This window comes from Bradyrhizobium sp. STM 3809 (genome assembly GCF_000239795.1).
In the GTDB taxonomy this organism is placed as follows: Bacteria; Pseudomonadota; Alphaproteobacteria; order Rhizobiales; family Xanthobacteraceae; genus Bradyrhizobium.
On sequence record NZ_CAFJ01000130.1, the window covers coordinates 1 to 19,006 of the forward strand.

Sequence of the window (19,006 nt, forward strand, 5' to 3'; positions counted from 1 at the left end):
CTTCGCACCAAACTCAACTCGATCAAGCACGCGATGAAAGAGGCAGGCTGATGGACATCCGCGCCGCGGAAATTTCCGCGATCCTCAAGGACCAGATCAAGAATTTCGGGCAGGAAGCCGAAGTCACCGAAGTCGGGCAGGTGCTGTCCGTCGGTGACGGTATCGCCCGCGTCTACGGTCTCGACAACGTCCAGGCCGGTGAAATGGTCGAGTTCGAGAACGGCACCCGCGGCATGGCGCTGAACCTCGAAACCGACAATGTCGGCGTCGTCATCTTCGGCGCCGACCGCGAGATCAAGGAAGGCCAGACCGTCAAGCGCACCCGCGCCATCGTGGACGCGCCGGTCGGCAAGGGCCTGCTCGGCCGCGTCGTCGACGCGCTCGGCAACCCGATCGACGGCAAAGGTCCGATCCAGTTCACCGAGCGCAAGCGCGTCGACGTCAAGGCGCCGGGCATCATTCCGCGCAAGTCGGTCAACGAGCCGATGGCCACCGGCCTGAAGGCGATCGACGCGCTGATCCCGATCGGCCGCGGCCAGCGCGAGCTGATCATCGGCGACCGCCAGACCGGCAAGACCGCGATCGCGCTCGACACCATCCTGAACCAGAAGCCGCTCAACGCGCAGCCTGACGAGAAGATCAAGCTGTACTGCGTCTACGTGGCCGTCGGTCAGAAGCGTTCGACCGTCGCCCAGTTCGTGAAGGTGCTCGAAGAGCAGGGCGCGCTGGAATACTCGATCGTGGTCGCCGCGACCGCGTCCGATCCGGCCCCGATGCAGTATCTCGCGCCGTTCACCGGCTGCACCATGGGCGAGTACTTCCGCGACAACGGCATGCACGCCGTGATCATCTATGACGACTTGTCCAAGCAGGCCGTCGCCTACCGCCAGATGTCGCTGCTGCTGCGCCGTCCGCCGGGCCGCGAAGCCTATCCGGGCGACGTGTTCTATCTGCACTCCCGCCTGCTCGAGCGCGCCGCCAAGCTGAACGAGACCCAGGGTGCCGGCTCGCTGACCGCCCTGCCGGTCATCGAAACCCAGGCCAACGACGTGTCGGCCTACATCCCGACCAACGTCATCTCGATCACCGACGGCCAGATCTTCCTGGAGACCGACCTGTTCTTCCAGGGCATCCGCCCCGCCGTGAACGTCGGTCTGTCGGTGTCGCGCGTCGGCTCGTCGGCGCAGACCAAGGCGATGAAGAAGGTCGCCGGCAAGATCAAGGGTGAGCTGGCGCAGTACCGCGAGATGGCGGCCTTCGCACAGTTCGGCTCCGACCTCGACGCCGCGACCCAGCGCCTGTTGAACCGCGGTTCGCGCCTGACCGAGCTCCTGAAGCAGCCGCAGTTCTCGCCGCTGAAGATGGAAGAGCAGGTCTGCGTGATCTGGGCCGGCACCAACGGCTTCCTCGACGGCCTTCCGCTCAACAAGGTCCGCGCCTTCGAGGACGGCCTGCTGTCGCTGCTGCGCGGCAAGCATGCCGACCTCCTGAACACGATCCGCGACACGCGCGATCTGTCGGATGACAGCGCGGCCAAGCTGAAGGCTGCGGTCGAAGGCTTTGCCAAGACCTTCTCCTGATTGAAGCAGGAGACGGTGGCCGGTTGACCGGCCACCCCACGTCTTGCCGACGTGGACCAAGACGTCACGCCAGGCACACGGCCTGGCGCTTAGGATTTAGATGGGTTGAGCGGCCAGGTCCTTGTGAGGGCGGGTCGCCGGGGTGAGCTAACGAGCCATGGCGTCACTGAAAGATATGCGGGTCCGCATCGCCTCGACCAAGGCGACGCAGAAGATCACCAAGGCCATGCAGATGGTCGCGGCCTCCAAGCTGCGCCGCGCGCAGATGGCGGCCGAGGCGGCGCGTCCCTATGCCGAGAAGATGGATGCGGTCATCTCGAACATTGCGGCCGCCTCCGCCGGCTCGCCGGCGAGCTCGAAGCTGCTGGCCGGCACCGGCCGTGACCAGGTGCATCTGCTGCTGGTCTGCACCGGCGAGCGCGGCCTGTCCGGCGCGTTCAACTCGTCGATCGTGCGCCTGGCACGCGAGCGCGCGCTGGCCCTGATGAACCAGGGCAAGGACGTGAAGTTCTTCTGCGTCGGCCGCAAGGGCTACGAGCAGCTGCGCCGCCAGTTTGAGAAGCAGATCATCGCCCATGTCGACCTGCGCTCGGTGCGCCAGATCGGCTTCGTGCATGCCGAGGACATCGCCAAGCAGGTGATCTCCCGCTTCGACGCCGGCGAGTTCGACGTTTGCACGCTGTTCTATTCGCGCTTCAAGTCGGTGATCGCCCAGATCCCGACCGCGCAGCAGATCATCCCCCTGGTGGTCGAGGCGCCCGCCGCCAACGCCGCGCCGGTCGCGCTCTACGAATACGAGCCGGAGGAGGACGAGATCCTGTCCGCCCTGCTGCCGCGCAACGTCGGCGTCCAGATCTTCCGCGCGCTGCTCGAGAACAACGCCTCGTTCTACGGCGCACAGATGTCGGCCATGGACAACGCCACGCGCAACGCCGGCGAGATGATCCGCAAGCAGACGCTGGTCTACAACCGCACGCGTCAGGCGATGATCACCAAGGAACTGATCGAAATCATTTCGGGCGCCGAGGCGGTCTGACCGCGCAGCGCCCGCTGGAAGCCAACACGTTCAATATTCGCGGTCCCAAGGACCGCGCCTGAAATTCGGATCGTAAGGAGAGAGATGAGATGGCTACCGCAGCCAACCAGATCGGTCGCGTCACCCAGGTGATCGGCGCTGTCGTCGACGTTCAGTTCGAAGGTCACCTGCCCGCAATTCTCAACTCGCTGGAAACGAAGAACGGCGGCAACCGCCTCGTGCTCGAGGTCGCGCAGCATCTCGGTGAATCCACCGTGCGCGCGATCGCGATGGACACGACCGAAGGTCTGGTCCGTGGTCAGGAAGTGACCGACACCGGCGCTCCAATCCGCGTTCCCGTCGGCGAAGGCACGCTCGGCCGCATCATCAACGTGATCGGCGAGCCGATCGACGAAGCCGGCCCGGTCAAGGCCGACAACGTCCGCGCCATTCACCAGGAAGCCCCGACCTACACCGACCAGTCGACCGAGGCCGAGATCCTCGTCACCGGCATCAAGGTCGTCGACCTCCTCGCCCCCTACGCCAAGGGCGGCAAGATCGGCCTGTTCGGCGGCGCCGGCGTCGGCAAGACCGTGCTGATTCAGGAGCTGATCAACAACGTCGCCAAGGCGCACGGTGGCTACTCGGTGTTCGCCGGCGTCGGTGAGCGCACCCGCGAGGGCAACGACCTCTATCACGAGTTCATCGAGTCCAAGGTGAACGCCGATCCGCACAACCCGGATCCGAGCGTGAAGTCGAAGTGCGCGCTGGTGTTCGGCCAGATGAACGAGCCGCCGGGCGCCCGCGCCCGCGTCGCGCTCACCGGACTGACCATTGCGGAAGACTTCCGCGACAAGGGCCAGGACGTGCTGTTCTTCGTCGACAACATCTTCCGCTTCACCCAGGCCGGCTCGGAAGTGTCGGCGCTGCTCGGCCGTATTCCTTCGGCGGTGGGTTATCAGCCGACGCTCGCCACCGACATGGGCGCGCTGCAGGAGCGCATCACCACCACGACCAAGGGCTCGATCACCTCGGTGCAGGCCATCTACGTGCCGGCCGACGACTTGACCGACCCGGCGCCGGCGACCTCGTTCGCGCACTTGGACGCGACCACGACGCTGTCGCGCTCGATCGCCGAGAAGGGCATCTATCCAGCCGTCGACCCGCTCGACTCGACCTCGCGCATGCTCTCCCCGCTGGTCGTCGGCGAGGAGCACTACGCGGTGGCCCGTCAGGTGCAGCAGGTGCTGCAGCGCTACAAGGCGCTGCAGGACATCATCGCCATCCTGGGCATGGACGAGCTCTCGGAAGAGGACAAGCTGACGGTGGCGCGCGCCCGCAAGGTCGAGCGCTTCATGTCGCAGCCGTTCCACGTCGCCGAAATCTTCACCGGCTCGCCCGGCAAGTTCGTCGAGCTCGCCGACACCATCAAGGGCTTCAAGGGCCTGGTGGAAGGCAAGTACGACCACCTGCCGGAGGCTGCCTTCTACATGGTCGGCACCATCGAAGAGGCGGTCGAGAAGGGCAAGAAGCTGGCGGCGGAAGCCGCCTAAGGGGCGAATAGCGAATAGGGAGCAGCGAATAGGACGATCGCATTCGCTGCTCCCTTTTTTCCCTACTCGCCAATCGCTATTCGCTATTCGCAGGTTCCCCATGGCAACTTTCCACTTCGATCTCGTCTCGCCGGAAAAGATCGCCTTCTCTGGCGAGGTCGATCAGGTCGACGTTCCCGGCCAGGAAGGTGATTTCGGCGTGCTGGCAGGCCACGCGCCGTTCGTCGCCACCCTGCGGCCGGGCATCCTGACCGTGACGACGGGCGGAACGCAGCAGAAGATCATCGTGCTCGGCGGCCTCGCCGAGATCTCGGAGAAGGGTCTCACCATCCTTGCCGACGTCGCGACGTCGCTGAAGGAGCTGGACCAGACCGCCTTCGCGACCGAGATTTCGGGCATGGAGGCCAAGCTGAACGAGAAGCAGGGTGACGAGCTCGATCGTGCGATCGAGCGGCTCGATCACTTCAAGACGATCCAGCAGCAGCTCAACACCACGGCGCTGCACTGATCGATCGGTGACATCTGAACGGACGTTCATGGCCGGGCTCTGCCCGGCCATTTTCGTTCGCCGGGTCGAACGTGCCGCAGCCGGCGATGACTACTTCAAGGGATGCCGGTTGCGTGCTCATCGATCTGATTGCATGCTCCCGGCCGTTCGAGCGGGCTTGATGACATGGCAGAGCAGACCGTCCTGAAGCGCAAGATCGCGGCGATCTTCGCCGCCGATATCGCCGGCTACTCGCGCCTGGTCGCCGAGGATGAGGAAGAGACGCTGCGGCGTCTCGCCGCCTATCGCGAGGTCGTCGACGACTTCATCGCCCGTGCCGGCGGGCGCATCTTCAACACCGCCGGCGATGCCGTGCTGGCCGAGTTTTCGAGCGCTGTCGAAGCGGTGCGCTGCGCGATCGACATCCAGGAGAGCCTGCGCACGCGCAACATGGCCTATCCGCCGAGCCGGCAGATGAGCTATCGCATCGGCATCACCATCGGCGACGTCGTCGAGCGCGACGGCGATCTGCTCGGCGACGGCGTCAACATCGCCGCACGGCTCGAGGGCCTCGCCGATGTCGGCGGCATCTGCATCTCGCGCGCGGTGCACGAGCAGGTCGCCAACAAGCTCTCGGTGCAGTTTGCCGACATGGGCGCCCGCGAGGTCAAGAACATCCCGACGCCCGTGCACGCCTACCGGGTGGCGATGCGGCGCGAGGACGGCACGGTGGCGCCGCAGGGGAAGGGAGCGCGCAGGTCCGGAGTCACGCGTCTGATCCAGGCCGCCGCTGCGGTCGTGGTGCTGATGGCGGCGGTCGGCATCGGCACCGCGCTCTACCTCGATCACCGCGATCCGCCGCCGTCGCAGCCGGATGCCGCCAAGGCCGCGGCGGAGGCGTTGTCGCGGCTGTCCACCAAGCCGACGCCATCCGGCGCCCCGTCATCATCCGCTTCGCCGTCCGCTGGACCCCCAGCGTCGCCCGCTGGCGCGCCCGCGCCCGCGGCGCAGCCATCCGCCATCATTGCCGCCGAAAAATTCGAGGCGGACACCGTGCCGTTCGTCAGCGAGCGCGCCCGCATCGCGCTGGCGCGCGACTATGTCCCGGCGCAGGGCTACAAGGCGTTCGCGACCACGGTCAACGGCGTCATCGCCTATGTCACGGGGCAGCCGAGCGAAGAGGCGGCCAAGGCCGCGGCCTTGGAGCAGTGCCACCAGCGCGCCGAGTCCGCGAACAGCTCGCACAAATGCGAGCTCTATGCGGTCGGCGACACCATCGTCTATCCGCATGGCAAGCCGCCAATGCCGCCGCTGCCCTGGGTGCGCCACGATCCCACGACCGAGCGCGCGTTCAACGCAGCCGAGATACCGCTGGCGCGCGACCCTGGACGCGCGCGACTGGCGGCGAATTACGGCACGGCCCGACGGACCAAGGCGATCGCGCTCGGCCCGGGCGGGCAGTTCGTCTATTTCGTCGGCGGCGATCTGGCCGATGACGTGGTCCGGCGCAGCCTCGAATCCTGCGGTGCCCAGGCCGGGACGGCCTGCCTGATCGTCGCGCTCGATGATGCGTTCGTGGTGCCGGTGCCGACGGTCATGAAGGCGACGGGCTTCTTTCATGCCGCCAGCCACACCGCGATCGCCGCCGACGCCCGCGACGAGGTCGCGCGGCGCCTTGCTGCCGCATCCTCCGGCTGGAACGCGATCGCGGTCGGCACGGCCGGCCATCCCGGCTACGGCCTGAACGGCGACCGCGAGGAGACCGCCATCGGCGGCGCGCTGGCCGATTGCTCGACGCGCGACCAGGACTGCCGCGTCATCGCGATCGGCCCGTTCACGGTCGAGGATAATTAGCCGAAGTCCCTCGCCGTCATTCCGGGGCATCGCGCAGCGATGAGCCCGGAATCCATCACCACGAGCGGCAATCGTTTCGAACACAAGCGCCACATCCATCTCGCACGCCATGAAGCAGCGTGGCTATGGATTCCGGGCTCGCGCTGCGCGCGCCCCGGAATGACGCTCGGAAAGAGACTTGTGCGCCTCACCGTGGATCAATCGCCAGCCTTGGCGAGATGCGCGAACGCCTGCGCCACTGCGCGATACACCTCGCGGCGGAAGGGTACGACCAGATCCGGCACGCGCGCCAGCCGTTCCCAGCGCCAGGCGTCGAACTCGGCCGGCTGGCCGTTGCGCGGCGTGACCGGATCGATGTCCGCCTCGCGTCCGGTGAAGCGCATCGCGAACCATTTCTGGCGCTGGCCGCGAAAGCGGGCGAGGCGGTGGTTGGGATCCGCGAACGGCGGAAACTCGTAAGTGAGCCAGTCGGTCTCGGCGAGGATCTCGGCATCCTGGATGCCGGTCTCCTCCCACAACTCCCGCCGGGCCGCTGCCTGCAGGTCCTCGCCGGGGTCGACGCCCCCCTGCGGCATCTGCCATTCCAGGCCGGGCAGGATGATTTCCGGCCCGTCATCGCGGAACCGGCGTCCCAGGAAGACGAGGCCATCGGCATTCAGCAAAGCGATGCCGACATTCGGGCGGTAAGGTCTGGTCTCGGTCATGCTCGCATTCCAAGGTGTGCGCGTCGCATAGCAGCGCAGCGTGACGGCAGTGTCGCGGCCGATCTGCAGAGCAGAGATGTCGTGCAGTCGCTATGCAGGCGAAGCCGCGGCCGACCGGCCGGCTGAACGCGGTCGGACGATCAGCCGCCCGCCAGCGCCGCAAACTCCTTGGCCACGCGCTCATAGACCGGCCGCTTGAACGGCACGATCAGCGTGGGCAGGTTCTGCAACGGCTCCCAGCGCCAGGTGACGAACTCGGCCTTGTGGTGGCCGCCGCCGGGCCGCTCGACGTCGATCTCGGAATCCTTGCCGGTGAAGCGCAGCGCGAACCATTTCTGGCGCTGGCCGCGGTAGCGGCCCTTCCAGGCCCGGCCGGCCACCGTGCGCGGGATGTCGTAGGTCAGCCAGTCGTCGATCTCGGCGAGCTTCTCGACCGAGCGCACGCTGGTCTCTTCATAGAGCTCGCGTTTGGCCGCTTCCCAGGCGTCCTCGCCGGGATCGACGCCGCCCTGCGGCATCTGCCAGACATGGGTGTCGTCGACATGCTCGATGCCGCCGGCACGGCGACCGATGAACACCAGCCCTTCCGAGTTGATCAGCGCGATGCCGACGCAGGTGCGGTAGGGCAGGTCCTCGTAGCGCGTCATTCCGTCTCGGCCTTCCTGCGTTGCCCCGCCCCGTCGCGATAGACCCCGCGTCACGTCGCGGCTGCGGCAGCACGCGCGCTTCAATTGGATTTTGATTTCAGCATCGCGGTTGTCAATGGCACCAGCAGGATGCCCTTGCGGTCGAGACCCTTGATCCAGGTGCCGATCCGGTCGATCGAGACCGGCAGGGCCGACGCCGTCCCGACGGCGACGCCGCGTTCCTTGGCGAGGCTCTCGAGCTTGGCCAGCGCATTGTCGATCTCGACCGGGGTCGGCACCGCATCGATGGCGACATCGCCCTTCGCGAACGGCAAGGCACGCCCGGTGGCCAGCGACCCGGCCACGCTGCGCGGCGCGGTGCCGTCGTCGAATAGAGCCAGACCGCGCTTGGCGGCCTCGTTGACGATCGGCTGCATCGCCGTCTCGGTCGCGACGAACCGCGCGCCCATGAAATTGCCGATGCCGACATACCCCTGCAGCCGGCTCATATGCCAGAACAGGCGGTCGATATTCTGGTCCGGTCCGAGCGTGGCAAGCAGGGTCTGCGGGCCGGGGTCGTTGTCGGGATAGTCGTAGGGCTCCATCGGAACCTGCAGCAGGATCTCGTGCCGTTGCGCGCGGGCGCGCTCGGCGAGCTTGGTCGGATCGGAGCCGTAGGGCGTGAACGCCAGGGTGACCGCCGGCGGCAGCTTCATGATCGCGTCGACCGTCTTGGCGGCGCCGACGCCGAGGCCGCCGATGACGATCGCCACCGCCGGCATCCGCGCCGCCTTGGCGCGGTCGGCATCGGCCGCATAGGCCGTGAACGGCTTCAGCCCGTCGGCCATGACCGGGATCATGCCGTAGCGCGATTTCTCCAGCAGGCGCGGATCGACGCCCGGCATCTGGCTGGCGGGGGCGGCGGAGCCCGGCTCCGACGTGTCGCCGCCACCGGCGCCGATCGCAACCTCCTGGCGCGTTCCGCTGGATCCATCGATGATCGTGATCGTCTTGCGCTCGCCGTCAGGCTTGGCGGCGCCGTGCTCGGACTTGGCGTCCGTCTTGGCGTCCGTCTTGGTGTCCATCTTGGCGTCATCCGGCTTGACGCCCTCGTTGATCGCGACGCGCGCGACTGGCTCGCCGCCGAGCGGATTGTCGCCGAACATCGCAAAGCCCGCGAACACGACCAGGACGAGGCCGAGCAGCATGGCAAGGGCCTGCATCACCGTGAAGGGAAGCCGAATGCGGCGCCTGGGACGCTTCTCCGTCTGCCCGAGCGGGGCGCTCAGCTCATCGGCCGTCTCTGTCATCGAAAATCCCGAATCAACCGGGTCGACGATACCACGCCGGAGATTCGGGCGCAGGCGCAGTGTCCGCAGGCCCGTAAATCCGCGGAGCTCGGCGCGCAGAGGTGAAACGCAAAGGGCGGCCCGCCAGGCCGCCCTTCAATAGTCCCGCGAATCGACCGGAGGCCGCTCAGTTGGCCTGGGTTCAATTGGCCTTTGGCTTGTCGGCCGCAGCCTTCTCGGTCGGCGCCGGCGTGTTGGCGCTGTTCTTGATGCCGTGCAGCAGGTCGGCGGCCAGCTTGAGCGCCTTGTCGTCCTTGGCATCCGGCGGCACGTAGGACTGCGAGCCGGTCTTCTCGTCGCCGTCGTTCTTGAGGTGGCCGCGCAGCGACGCCTCGCCCTTGGTGTCGGTGCGCGACTTCAGCTCCTCCGGCACGTCCTGCAGCACCTCGATGTCCGGCACGATACCCTTGGCCTGGATCGACTTGCCGGACGGCGTGTAGTAGCGCGCGGTGGTCAGGCGCAGCGCGCCATTGCCGGCGCCGAGCGGGATGATGGTCTGCACCGAGCCCTTGCCGAACGAGCGGGTGCCGACCAGCGTGGCGCGCTTGTGGTCCTGCAACGCGCCGGCCACGATCTCCGAGGCCGAAGCCGAACCGCCGTTGATGAGCACGATCACCGGCTTGCCCTTGGTGAGGTCGCCGGCATGCGCCGCGCGGCGCTGCGTCTCCTCGGCATTGCGGCCGCGGGTCGAGACGATCTCGCCGCGCTCCAGGAACGCGTCGGACACCGTCACGGCCTCCTCGAGCAGGCCGCCCGGATTGTTGCGCAGGTCGATGATGTAGCCCTTGAGCTTGTCGCCGATCTGGTTCTGCAGATCCGCGATGCTCTTCTTCAGGCCCTCGGTGGTCTGCTCGTTGAATGTCGTGATGCGGATATAGGCGATGTCATCGCCCTCGGGGCGCGAACGCACCGAACGGACGCGGATGTTGTCGCGGGTCAGCGTGATGTCGAGCGGATTGTCGGCGCCCTTGCGCACGACCTTCAGCTTGATCTTGGTGCCGACCGGACCGCGCATCTTCTCCACGGCCTGGTTGAGGGTCAGGCCCTGCACGGCTTCGTCGTCGAGATTGGTGATGATGTCGTTGGCCTGGATGCCGGCCTTCGATGCCGGGGTGTCGTCGATCGGCGACACCACCTTGATCAGGCCGTCCTCCATCGTGACCTCGATGCCGAGACCGCCGAACTCGCCGCGGGTCTGCACCTGCATGTCGCGGAAGCTCTTCGCATCCATGTAGCTCGAATGCGGATCGAGGCCCGACAGCATGCCGCTGATCGCGGACTCGACGAGCTTGGAATCGTCGGGCTTCTCGACGTAGTCGCTGCGGACCCGCTCGAACACGTCGCCGAACAGGTTGAGCTGGCGATAGGTATCGGAGGTCGCGGCGCGCGCGGTCGATCCCATCAACACCGCGCGCGGTTGCGTCACGAACAAGGTCAATGCCGCACCGGTGGCCGCGCTCAGGAGAATTACCGAAGTCTTACGCATCATCCGCGTACCTTTTCGCCTTCATTTGCGGCCCACCATGGGCCTGGATCGATTGGAGTACCGTCCTTGCGGAACTCGACATAGAGCACTGGTTGACTCGCGTTCGTCGCGAGAATGGAGGCGACTTGGGACGTTGTACCCATGGTCGCGACCGGCTCTCCCGTCTGAACAAACTGCCCGATATTGACCGAAATGCGCTCCATCCCGGCGATCAAGACATGATACCCGCCACCCGCGTTGAGGATCAAGAGTTGTCCGTAGCTGCGGAAGGGACCGGCATAAACAACCCAGCCATCACACGGGGTTGTGACCTGGGCGCCCGGACGGGCCGCCAAGGAAATGCCCTTATCGGAGCCGCCGGCGCCGTCAGAGGCGCCGAATTCGCGAATCTTGGTGCCGTTGACCGGAAAGGTGAGCATTCCCTTGGTGGAGGCGAAGGCGATCGCCGGCGCCTTGCGGGTGGGGTTGCGCAGCGCATTGGCGTCCGGCTTGGCGTTGACCGGAACGCCCTGCAGGCTCGCTGTCGAGGCGGCCTTGGCCGCGCTCTTGAGGTCGAGCTCCATGGTCGTGATCAGGCTCTGCAGCGAATCGATCTGCTGGGCGAGCATCGCGGCGCGCGCGCTCTCGGCCTCCATGTCCTTCTCCGCCGAGGCCTGCTTGCGCTGGCGTTCGTCCACCAGGGCGGCGAGGCGGGTCTGGTCGGTGCGCAGCTTGTCGCGGTCGGTCGCGAGCTTGTCGCGCTCTGACGCGATGGTCTTGCGGATGCTGACGAGCTCGCCGAGATCGCTCGACAGCTTTTCGGCGCGGCCGCGCATCTCGGGAATCACCGAGCCCAGCAGCATCGCCGTGCGCAGCGATTGCAGCGCGTCCTCGGGACGGACGAGCAGGGCCGGCGGGGTGCGGCGGCCGGCGCGCTGCAGCGCAGCCAGCACCTCGATGATCTCGGTGCGTCGTGTCTCCAGCGAGGTGCGCAGATCCTGTTCGCGGCCATCGAGTCCGCGCAGCCGCGTCTCGGCCTCGCCGACGCGGATCTCGACGCTGCGCACCTGGGCTGCGACGTCGATCAGCTGCTGATTGAGCTTGCCGCGATCCTCGCCGAGCGCGGCAATGTCGGCCTTGAGGCGCTCCTGCGCCTCGGCGGCCGCCTTCTGGGCGGCGCGGGCGGCTTCGAGCTCCTGCTCGCGCTGCTTCAGCTGCTCGGGGGTGGGCGGTGTTGCCGGCGGTGCGGCCGTCGTGATGGACGGGCGGAGCCCCGTCTGCGCCGTCGCGGGCCAGGCGGGAAGAGCCAGGAGCAATGCGATCACCGACGCGTGGCGCGCCCAGCCGCGGCGGACCGGACTCAGAGGGGATGAAAGGGGCCGCGCGAAAACCATCGACGTCCTTATTGTGCTCCGATCGTCCCCGATTCAAGCGCGGTGATAGGGGTGGCCGGCCAGGATCGTAGCAGTACGGTAAATCTGCTCGAGCAGCAGGACGCGGACGATCTGGTGCGGCCAGGTCGCAGCTCCAAACGCGACCCCGAGCTTGGCTCTGCACCGCAATTCGGGCGAAAGTCCGTCGGCACCGCCGATCACGAAGACCGCTGCGGCCATGCCCTCGTCGCGCCAGCGGCCGAGGTGACCCGCGAAGGTTGTGCTGTCGATGTTCTGGCCCCGCTCGTCCAGGCAGACCAGCACGGACTTTTCCGGGATCGCGGCGGCGATCGCCGCCGCCTCTTCGGCCATGCGCGTCGCCGCATCGCGGGCGCGGCTTTCGGGAATTTCATGGATGTCGAGGCCGCGGAAGCCGAGCTTGCGGCCGAGGTCGTCGAAGCGCTCGCGGTAACGCTCCGCGAGCTCGCGCTCCGGACCCTGCTTCAACCGGCCGATCGCCACCACGACAAGACGCATGCGCACGCACTAGCACGTGCGCCGCGCGATTCGCAGCCTGCCGCGCGCCTACAGCGTCTTCGCCGGGCTCGGTCCCTGCGTCCACAACCGCTCGAGATTGTAGAACTCACGGACCTCGGGCCTGAACACGTGCACGATCACGTCGCCGGAATCGATCAGCACCCAATCGCAGTTGGGCAAGCCCTCGACATGGAGCTTCTTGGTCCCGGCTTCCTTCAGGCCCTTGGCGACGTTTTCCGCGATCGATCCGACGTGCCGGTTCGAGCGGCCCGTGGTGATGACCATGTAGTCGGAATATGCCGATTTGCCGTGAAGATCGATGGTGACCGTCTCCTCCGCCTTCATGTCCTCGAGGTGGGAGAGGATCGTGCGCAGAGTCTTATCCGCGTCAGGCTTGTCGGCGTCGGGTCGCGCCTGCAAGGCCGCATCAGGGGTCGAAGCGTTACGCACAGACTTGGCAGCTGCAGATTTGGCAGCAGAGGACTTCGTCGTTGCCTTGGTCTTGGGTAAGGCCGACTGGGACAATACAGATGTGGTCAGGGACCATTCCTTTCACTGTATCGCAGGCCGAATCCATCCCGGCCTGCAGACCATACTAGGCATGTGGGGTTAATGGTTTCAACAATCCAGTCCCCCCGGTTGTGTGGTCCGAACGTCCGACCGGACGACCCGCCCCGGACCGCGGCGGGTCGCTGAGTTCCATGCACATCCGATGCCGCAGGACGGTGCTCTCCGGCTTGCATCTCAGAACGACTTCCAGCTGCCGTCCGGGTTCCTCAGCCCGGTCGACGACAGGCTCATTTTCAATCCGGTGAGGTACACCCAGGCGGGTGCCGCGCGGTCGGCGAGCCGGCTGGCGTCGGCCTCGGCCACGCGATACCGCGCCAGCGCGCGCGCGGCGGGGGCGTTCAGGGCGCGGAAGCTGCGGGGCGGGCGGTCGACCACGGCAATGGGAACCTGGGCCGCGATGTGCCGCCACTTCTGCCAGCGATGGAACTGCGCGAGGTTGTCGGCGCCCATGATCCACACGAAGCGCAGGCGCGAGGCGCGCCGGCGCAGATAATCGATGGTATCGGCAGTGTAGCGGGTACCAATGACGGATTCGAGACAGCTGATCTCGATGCGCGGATCGGCGGCCACCTTGCGCGCCGCCGCGGCGCGTTCGGCGAGCGCGTGCAGCCCGCTGACGTCCTTGAGCGGATTGCCGGGGGTGACCAGCCACCACACGCGGTCGAGCTGCAGCCGCTTCAGCGCGAACAGGCTGATCGCGCGGTGTGCCTGGTGCGGCGGATTGAACGAGCCGCCGAGCAGGCCGATGCGCATGCCGTCGCTGTAGGGCGGCAGCGCCTGGCGGATCGCGAGGCGCTTGGCGGCATCGTCGCTCACGGCTGTCACCGCCTGCTGCTCTTGCAACTCAACCACAGGATGTTGCGGTCATGGCCGCGTCTGGCCGCTGCCGTGGATGCGGTATTTGAAGCTCGTCAGCTGCTCGACGCCGACAGGCCCGCGTGCATGGAACTTGCCGGTGGCGATGCCGATTTCCGCGCCGAAGCCGAACTCGCCGCCATCGGCGAACTGCGTCGAGGCGTTGTGCAGCACGATGGCCGAGTCCACCTCGTTGAGGAATTTGTCCGCCGCCGCATTGTCGTCGGTGACGATCGCGTCGGTGTGGTGCGAGCCGTGCGCGTGGATGTGCGCGATCGCGCCGCCGACGCCGTCGACCACCTTCGCCGCGATGATCGCGTCGAGATATTCGGTGTCCCAGTCCTCGTTGCTGGCCGGCTTCACGCGCGGATCGGCGGCGCGCACGGCGTCATCGCCGCGCACCTCGCAGCCGGCGCCGATCAGCATGTCGACCAGCGGCTTGATCTTGTCCTGCGAGGCCCGGTCGATCAGCAGGGTCTCGGCCGCTCCGCACACGCCGGTGCGGCGCATCTTGGCGTTCAGCACGATCGACTTCGCCATGTCGAGATCGGCGGCGCCGTCGACATAGACGTGATTGACGCCCTCGAGATGCGCGAACACCGGCACCCGCGCCTCGGCCTCGACACGCGCGACCAGGCTCTTTCCCCCGCGCGGCACGATGACGTCGACGCCGCCATTGAGGCCGGTCAGCAGCAGGCCGACGGCGGCGCGATCGCGCGTCGGGACCAAGGTGATCGCAGCCTCGGGCAGGCCAGCCTCGCGCAGGCCCTCCACGAGACACGCGTGAATCGCTCGGCAGGAGCGGAACGAGTCCGAGCCGCCGCGCAGGATGACGGCATTGCCCGACTTCAGGCACAGCACCCCGGCGTCGGCCGCGACATTGGGCCGGCTCTCGAAGATCACGCCGATGACGCCGAGCGGCACGCGGACGCGCTCGATGGTCATGCCGTTCGGCCGCTGCCAGCTCTCGGTGACGACGCCGACGGGATCGGCGACGCCGCGCACCACGGCAATGCCGTCCGCCATGCCGGCGACGCGCGCCGGCGTCAGCGTGAGGCGATCGAGGAACGACGCCGCCATGCCGGCGGCCTTGGCCTCGGCGACGTCCTCGGCATTGGCGGCGATGATCGCGTCCGTGCGGGCGCGGATGCGCCGCTCCATGGCCTCCAGCGCCCGGTTCTTCTGCTCGGCCGGCGCCAGCGCCAGCACCCGCGCGGCGGCGCGCACCTGCTTGGCGAGGTCGTTCATCAGCGCGGGCAGATCGGCACTGCCGTCGATGGCTTTGAGAGGCGCGGTCATAAGCGTTTCAACCTTGAATTCGGGCGATGGTCTAGCATGGAAAAACCCGCGATGCGAAGGCTGCGACTTCGAACGGCGGAGCGCCGCCTGACGGCCCGCGCCGCGGCTGCCGGTCGGCCCGTCCAAGGGCATCAAGGACGCCGTGCCTCGGTTCACCGCGCCAGGGTGTCACAGCGAGGCCCGCACCGGCTGCGGCCTTGCGGGATATTGATCCTAACGCTGCTCGCTGGGCCCAGCCCCGATGACGGGCGTCGGTCGATGGATACCGCTTGCATCTTCGTCCGGGGCAGCCAATCATCCGCCGGCATCCGATCCTTTGAATGCCACCTACAGCCGGAAGTTGCCATGCGCTCCTCGTTGCTGCGGTTGCCGTGCCTGTGTCTTGCGTTGATGGTCATGACGGCTGCCGCCGCATCCGCCGAGCCGCCACCGCTCTGCACGTCCAAGGCGCTCATGGAGCGCCCGCTCGCGGCCGACACGGATTGCTCGACCGAAGCCGGCGTCACCCTCACCATTCCCACCGGCTGGACGGTTGCGGCGCAAGCCAGCGCCCTGCTGCTGGAGCCGCCGGGCGGCGACTCGCACCTCGTGCTCGTGAGCGTGGATGCGGCGGATGCCGCCGGCGCGGTCGCCAGCGCCTGGCAAAGCTATCGTCCCACGGAGAAGCGACCGCTGCGCCTCGCACTGCCGCAGGACGCCCGCAACGGCTGGGACGAACGCCACGTCTATGACTATGCCAGCGCGCCCAACGAAAAGCTGAGCGTCTACGCGCTCGCCTGGCGTGCCGGTGGTCGTTGGACCGTCACGATCGTCGAAGCCTCCCGCGCCACCCGGGAAAAATATGCGTCCGGCTTCACGCTCTTGCAGGAGAGTTTGCAGCCGGCCGGTTTCCAGCGCGAGACTTTCGCGGGAAAGCCCGCGCGTCCGCTCGATGCCGAGCGCATCGGCCTGATCAAGGATTTCGTCACCGAGCAGATGCAGCGTTTCTCGATCCCGGGCGTCGGCCTGAGCCTGATCGAAGGCGGTCGGGTCGTCTACGAGGGCGGCTTCGGCGTCCGGACGTTGGGCAAGCCCGATCCGGTGGGGGCGGACACGCTCTTTCTCGCCGCGTCCGACACCAAGGCAATGACGACGCTCTTGCTCGCCGGGTTGGTCGACGAGGGCAAGTTGCGCTGGGATCAGCCTGTCACGGAGGTCTATCCCTCCTTCAGGCTGGGTGACAGCGAAACCACAAGGCAGGTCAAGATCCGGCATCTGGTCTGCGCCTGCACCGGACTTCCGCGCCAGGACCTGGAATGGCTGCTCAACTACGCGCACGCGACGCCGGCCTCCTCGCTCGCGCTGCTCGGGACCATGCAGCCGACCAGCCGCTTCGGAGAGGTCTTTCAATACAGCAACCTGATGGCCGCCGCCGCCGGCTACATTGCCGCCTCGGTGCTTCACCCGGAGCAGGAGATCGGCGCGGCCTATGACGAGGCCATGCGGACGCGCGTGTTCGAGCCGCTCGGGATGTCGCACACCACCTTCGATTTCGCGCGCGTGATGAGCAGTGACCATGCCACTCCGCATGGTGTCGATATCGACGGCAAAACGGTGCCCGAAAGCACCGACCATGACACGTCGATCGTGCCGGTGCGGCCGGCCGGCGGCATGTGGACCAGTGCACACGATCTCGCCCAATATGTCGCAATGGAGCTGCGGCAAGGGCTCCTGCCGGACGGACGCCGCCTGGTGACCGCCGAAAATCTCAAAGAGCGCTGGCGGCCACAGGTGTCGTCGGGCTACCGCGAATCCTATGGCATCGGCCTGCAGGTGAACACGCAGCGGGACGTTCTCATTGTTCATCACGGCGGCTCGATGCCGGGCTTTCGCAGCGAGATGATGTTCCTTCCGGAGCAGGACGTCGGCCTCGTGGTGCTGACCAATTCCGACACCGGCGGCTATCTCACCGGGACGCTCTTCCGGCGCTTTCTGGAAGTTCTGTTCGACGGCAAGGCGGAAGCCACCCAACGCGCCGCGACCGCGGCGACGCAACGGGCGGCGCAGATCGCCAAGGCGCGTGCGCAGCTTGCTGTCCCCGCGGATCCGCTGCAGGCGGGAAAGCTCGCCGCACGCTACGTCAATCCGGTGCTGGGCGAACTACGCGTCGAGATCAAGGACGGCACCACGACCTTCGACTTCGGCGCGTGGCGCAGCGCCGTCGGCTCGCGGCGCAACCGGGACAACACGACCTCGTTCGTCACCATCGATCCGGCAGCCAATGGCTGGCAGTTCGTCGTCGACCAGCGCAACGGCGCGAGGGCCTTGATCGTGCGTGACGCCCAGCACGAATATCCGTTCGTGGAGGCAGACTGAAGCGGACGCATCCGGCGACGGCGGGTCGAATCCTGTCGGCCCGGCGAAGGCTGGGACCCATGGTCCGTGTCGTCGGTCGTTGTGACCGAAAGCAGTCAGCCCCAAAGAGCGCCGAGGTGAAAAACTGGCGCAACGAGAACTTCAGGGCAACCTACCCGGCAGATCCAACCCCCGCCGGTCCGATCACCAGGTCGTCCCGGTGGATCATCTCGGCACGGCCGGACATGCCGAGGATGACGGCGACATCCGGTGACGACCGGCCCTTGATGCGTTCGGCGTCGTCGGCGTCGTAGGCGACGAGGCCGCGGCCGATCTCGTCGGTGTCGGGGCCACGCACCACCACGGCATCGCCGCGGGCGAACTGGCCCTCGACCTTGATCACGCCGGCCGGCAGCAAGCTCTTGCCGGCGCGCAGTGCGGCGACCGCGCCGGCGTCGATCGTCAGCGTGCCCTTCGGCTCCAGCGAGCCCGCGATCCAGCGCTTTCGCGAGGTGACGGGATTGGCCGGGGTCAGGAACCAGGTGCAACGGCCGCCATTGGCGATCGCGGCGAGCGGATGCTCGATCTTGCCGGAGGCGATCAGCATGTGGGTGCCGCCGGTGGTCGCGATCTTCGCGGCCTCGATCTTGGTCTTCATGCCGCCGCGCGACAACTCCGAGGCCGCGCTGCCGGCCATCGCCTCGATATCGGCGGTGATGCTCTCGACCACGGGGATCAGCTTCGCGTTCGGATCCTGCGCGGGGGGCGCGGTGTAGAGCCCGTCGATGTCCGACAGCAGCACCAGCAGGTCGGCGCTGGCCATGGTGGCGACGCGGGCGGCGAGGCGGTCATTGTCGCCATAGCGGATCTCGGCGGTGGCCACCGTGTCGTTCTCGTTGATGACCGGCACCGCGCGCCATTCCAGCAGCTTGGCGATGGTCGAGCGCGCGTTGAGATAGCGGCGCCGCTCCTCGGTGTCCTGCAGGGTCACCAGGATCTGCCCGGCGCCGATGCCATGCGCGCCGAGCACCTCCGACCAGATCCGCGCCAGCGCGATCTGGCCGACGGCCGCCGCCGCCTGGCTCTCCTCCAGCTTCAGCGGCCCGCGCGGCAGCTTCAGCCGGCTGCGGCCGAGCGCGATCGAGCCGGAGGACACCACCAGCAACTCGCAGCCGCGGCCATGCAGCCGGGCGATGTCGGCGGCCAGCGCCGTCAGCCAGGAGGCACGGACCTCGCCGGCCTCGGAATCGACCAGCAGCGACGAGCCGACCTTGACGACGATGCGGCGGAAATTTTCGAGACGGGGGGCCATGGCGAATTCGGTTCAGGGTCAGCTGCCATCGGAAAGATTCGGGGCGAAGAGAGCTGGCGCCACAGGGCTGGTGCGCCCCCCTCCCCCAAGGCG

16 protein-coding genes are annotated in these 19,006 nt (G+C 67.3%); 6 read left to right on the forward strand and 10 right to left on the reverse strand.

From position 1 onward, the window contains the following. Positions 1-50 precede the first annotated feature (50 nt). From atpA to BRAS3809_RS06540, 5 genes are all read left to right on the forward strand, one after another. The gene (gene atpA, locus BRAS3809_RS06520; protein WP_008961301.1) at positions 51-1,580 is read left to right on the forward strand and encodes a F0F1 ATP synthase subunit alpha; all 1,530 of its coding nucleotides are present in this window, start codon (positions 51-53) and stop codon (positions 1,578-1,580) included. Between the two features lie 157 nt (positions 1,581-1,737). Next, on the forward strand, positions 1,738-2,616 hold the full coding sequence (locus tag BRAS3809_RS06525; RefSeq protein WP_008961302.1) for a F0F1 ATP synthase subunit gamma: 879 nt from the start codon (positions 1,738-1,740) through the stop codon (positions 2,614-2,616). An 89-nt stretch (positions 2,617-2,705) separates the two neighbouring features. Beyond that, the gene (atpD, locus tag BRAS3809_RS06530; protein WP_006609208.1) at positions 2,706-4,148 is read left to right on the forward strand and encodes a F0F1 ATP synthase subunit beta; all 1,443 of its coding nucleotides are present in this window, start codon (positions 2,706-2,708) and stop codon (positions 4,146-4,148) included. Positions 4,149-4,248: 100 nt separating this feature from the next. Then, positions 4,249-4,656, forward strand: a complete 408-nt coding sequence (locus tag BRAS3809_RS06535; RefSeq protein ID WP_008961303.1) for a F0F1 ATP synthase subunit epsilon — start codon at positions 4,249-4,251, stop codon at positions 4,654-4,656. A 165-nt stretch (positions 4,657-4,821) separates the two neighbouring features. Further along, entirely contained in the window at positions 4,822-6,489 is a 1,668-nt protein-coding gene (locus BRAS3809_RS06540) for an adenylate/guanylate cyclase domain-containing protein (RefSeq protein WP_008961304.1), read from the forward strand. 197 nt (positions 6,490-6,686) lie between these two features. Here BRAS3809_RS06540 and BRAS3809_RS06545 read toward each other — a convergent pair whose 3' ends face one another. The 9 genes from BRAS3809_RS06545 to BRAS3809_RS06590 all read right to left on the reverse strand — a co-directional run bounded on the left by BRAS3809_RS06545 (position 6,687) and on the right by BRAS3809_RS06590 (position 15,267). Continuing rightward, positions 6,687-7,193, reverse strand: a complete 507-nt coding sequence (locus BRAS3809_RS06545; RefSeq protein WP_008961305.1) for an RNA pyrophosphohydrolase — start codon at positions 7,191-7,193, stop codon at positions 6,687-6,689. A gap of 140 nt (positions 7,194-7,333) precedes the next feature. Further along, positions 7,334-7,840 (reverse strand): RNA pyrophosphohydrolase, encoded by a 507-nt coding sequence (locus BRAS3809_RS06550; RefSeq protein ID WP_008961306.1) that lies wholly within the window; start codon positions 7,838-7,840, stop codon positions 7,334-7,336. Positions 7,841-7,920: 80 nt separating this feature from the next. Further along, positions 7,921-9,129: a divergent polysaccharide deacetylase family protein gene (locus tag BRAS3809_RS06555; RefSeq protein WP_008961307.1), complete on the reverse strand. Its 1,209-nt coding sequence runs from the start codon at positions 9,127-9,129 to the stop codon at positions 7,921-7,923. Positions 9,130-9,310: 181 nt separating this feature from the next. Further along, positions 9,311-10,657 (reverse strand): S41 family peptidase, encoded by a 1,347-nt coding sequence (locus BRAS3809_RS06560; RefSeq protein ID WP_035655556.1) that lies wholly within the window; start codon positions 10,655-10,657, stop codon positions 9,311-9,313. Then, positions 10,654-12,027: a murein hydrolase activator EnvC family protein gene (locus tag BRAS3809_RS06565; protein WP_008961309.1), complete on the reverse strand. Its 1,374-nt coding sequence runs from the start codon at positions 12,025-12,027 to the stop codon at positions 10,654-10,656. Before BRAS3809_RS06565 ends, BRAS3809_RS06560 begins: the two co-directional genes overlap by 4 nt. A gap of 33 nt (positions 12,028-12,060) precedes the next feature. After that, a complete protein-coding gene (rlmH, locus tag BRAS3809_RS06570; RefSeq protein ID WP_008961310.1) occupies positions 12,061-12,543 on the reverse strand; it encodes a 23S rRNA (pseudouridine(1915)-N(3))-methyltransferase RlmH in 483 nt (160 codons plus the stop codon). A gap of 48 nt (positions 12,544-12,591) precedes the next feature. Continuing rightward, a complete protein-coding gene (gene rsfS / locus BRAS3809_RS37270) occupies positions 12,592-12,963 on the reverse strand; it encodes a ribosome silencing factor (RefSeq protein WP_283805752.1) in 372 nt (123 codons plus the stop codon). Between the two features lie 324 nt (positions 12,964-13,287). Beyond that, positions 13,288-13,899: a nicotinate-nucleotide adenylyltransferase gene (locus tag BRAS3809_RS06585; protein ID WP_283805753.1), complete on the reverse strand. Its 612-nt coding sequence runs from the start codon at positions 13,897-13,899 to the stop codon at positions 13,288-13,290. A gap of 78 nt (positions 13,900-13,977) precedes the next feature. Further along, a complete protein-coding gene (locus BRAS3809_RS06590) occupies positions 13,978-15,267 on the reverse strand; it encodes a glutamate-5-semialdehyde dehydrogenase (RefSeq protein WP_008961313.1) in 1,290 nt (429 codons plus the stop codon). A 207-nt stretch (positions 15,268-15,474) separates the two neighbouring features. Between BRAS3809_RS06590 and BRAS3809_RS06595 the strand changes: the two genes are divergently transcribed. Then, complete coding sequence (locus tag BRAS3809_RS06595; RefSeq protein WP_201767116.1) at positions 15,475-17,622, forward strand: serine hydrolase domain-containing protein; 2,148 nt, start codon at positions 15,475-15,477, stop codon at positions 17,620-17,622. 151 nt (positions 17,623-17,773) lie between these two features. Here BRAS3809_RS06595 and proB read toward each other — a convergent pair whose 3' ends face one another. Continuing rightward, positions 17,774-18,913, reverse strand: coding sequence for a glutamate 5-kinase (gene proB / locus BRAS3809_RS06600; RefSeq protein WP_008961315.1), 1,140 nt, complete (start codon positions 18,911-18,913; stop codon positions 17,774-17,776). Between the last annotated feature and the right edge of the window lie 93 nt (positions 18,914-19,006).

What these genes read in the sequence shown, in the direction of transcription:
- atpA (WP_008961301.1), top strand. Translation starts at nt 51, where the DNA reads ATGGACATCCGCGCCGCGGAAATTTCCGCGATCCTCAAGGACCAGATC.
- BRAS3809_RS06525 (WP_008961302.1), top strand. Translation starts at nt 1,738, where the DNA reads ATGGCGTCACTGAAAGATATGCGGGTCCGCATCGCCTCGACCAAGGCG.
- atpD (WP_006609208.1), top strand. Translation starts at nt 2,706, where the DNA reads ATGGCTACCGCAGCCAACCAGATCGGTCGCGTCACCCAGGTGATCGGC.
- BRAS3809_RS06535 (WP_008961303.1), top strand. Translation starts at nt 4,249, where the DNA reads ATGGCAACTTTCCACTTCGATCTCGTCTCGCCGGAAAAGATCGCCTTC.
- BRAS3809_RS06540 (WP_008961304.1), top strand. Translation starts at nt 4,822, where the DNA reads ATGGCAGAGCAGACCGTCCTGAAGCGCAAGATCGCGGCGATCTTCGCC.
- BRAS3809_RS06545 (WP_008961305.1), bottom strand. Translation starts at nt 7,193, where the DNA reads ATGACCGAGACCAGACCTTACCGCCCGAATGTCGGCATCGCTTTGCTG.
- BRAS3809_RS06550 (WP_008961306.1), bottom strand. Translation starts at nt 7,840, where the DNA reads ATGACGCGCTACGAGGACCTGCCCTACCGCACCTGCGTCGGCATCGCG.
- BRAS3809_RS06555 (WP_008961307.1), bottom strand. Translation starts at nt 9,129, where the DNA reads ATGACAGAGACGGCCGATGAGCTGAGCGCCCCGCTCGGGCAGACGGAG.
- BRAS3809_RS06560 (WP_035655556.1), bottom strand. Translation starts at nt 10,657, where the DNA reads ATGATGCGTAAGACTTCGGTAATTCTCCTGAGCGCGGCCACCGGTGCG.
- BRAS3809_RS06565 (WP_008961309.1), bottom strand. Translation starts at nt 12,027, where the DNA reads ATGGTTTTCGCGCGGCCCCTTTCATCCCCTCTGAGTCCGGTCCGCCGC.
- rlmH (WP_008961310.1), bottom strand. Translation starts at nt 12,543, where the DNA reads ATGCGTCTTGTCGTGGTGGCGATCGGCCGGTTGAAGCAGGGTCCGGAG.
- BRAS3809_RS06590 (WP_008961313.1), bottom strand. Translation starts at nt 15,267, where the DNA reads ATGACCGCGCCTCTCAAAGCCATCGACGGCAGTGCCGATCTGCCCGCG.
- proB (WP_008961315.1), bottom strand. Translation starts at nt 18,913, where the DNA reads ATGGCCCCCCGTCTCGAAAATTTCCGCCGCATCGTCGTCAAGGTCGGC.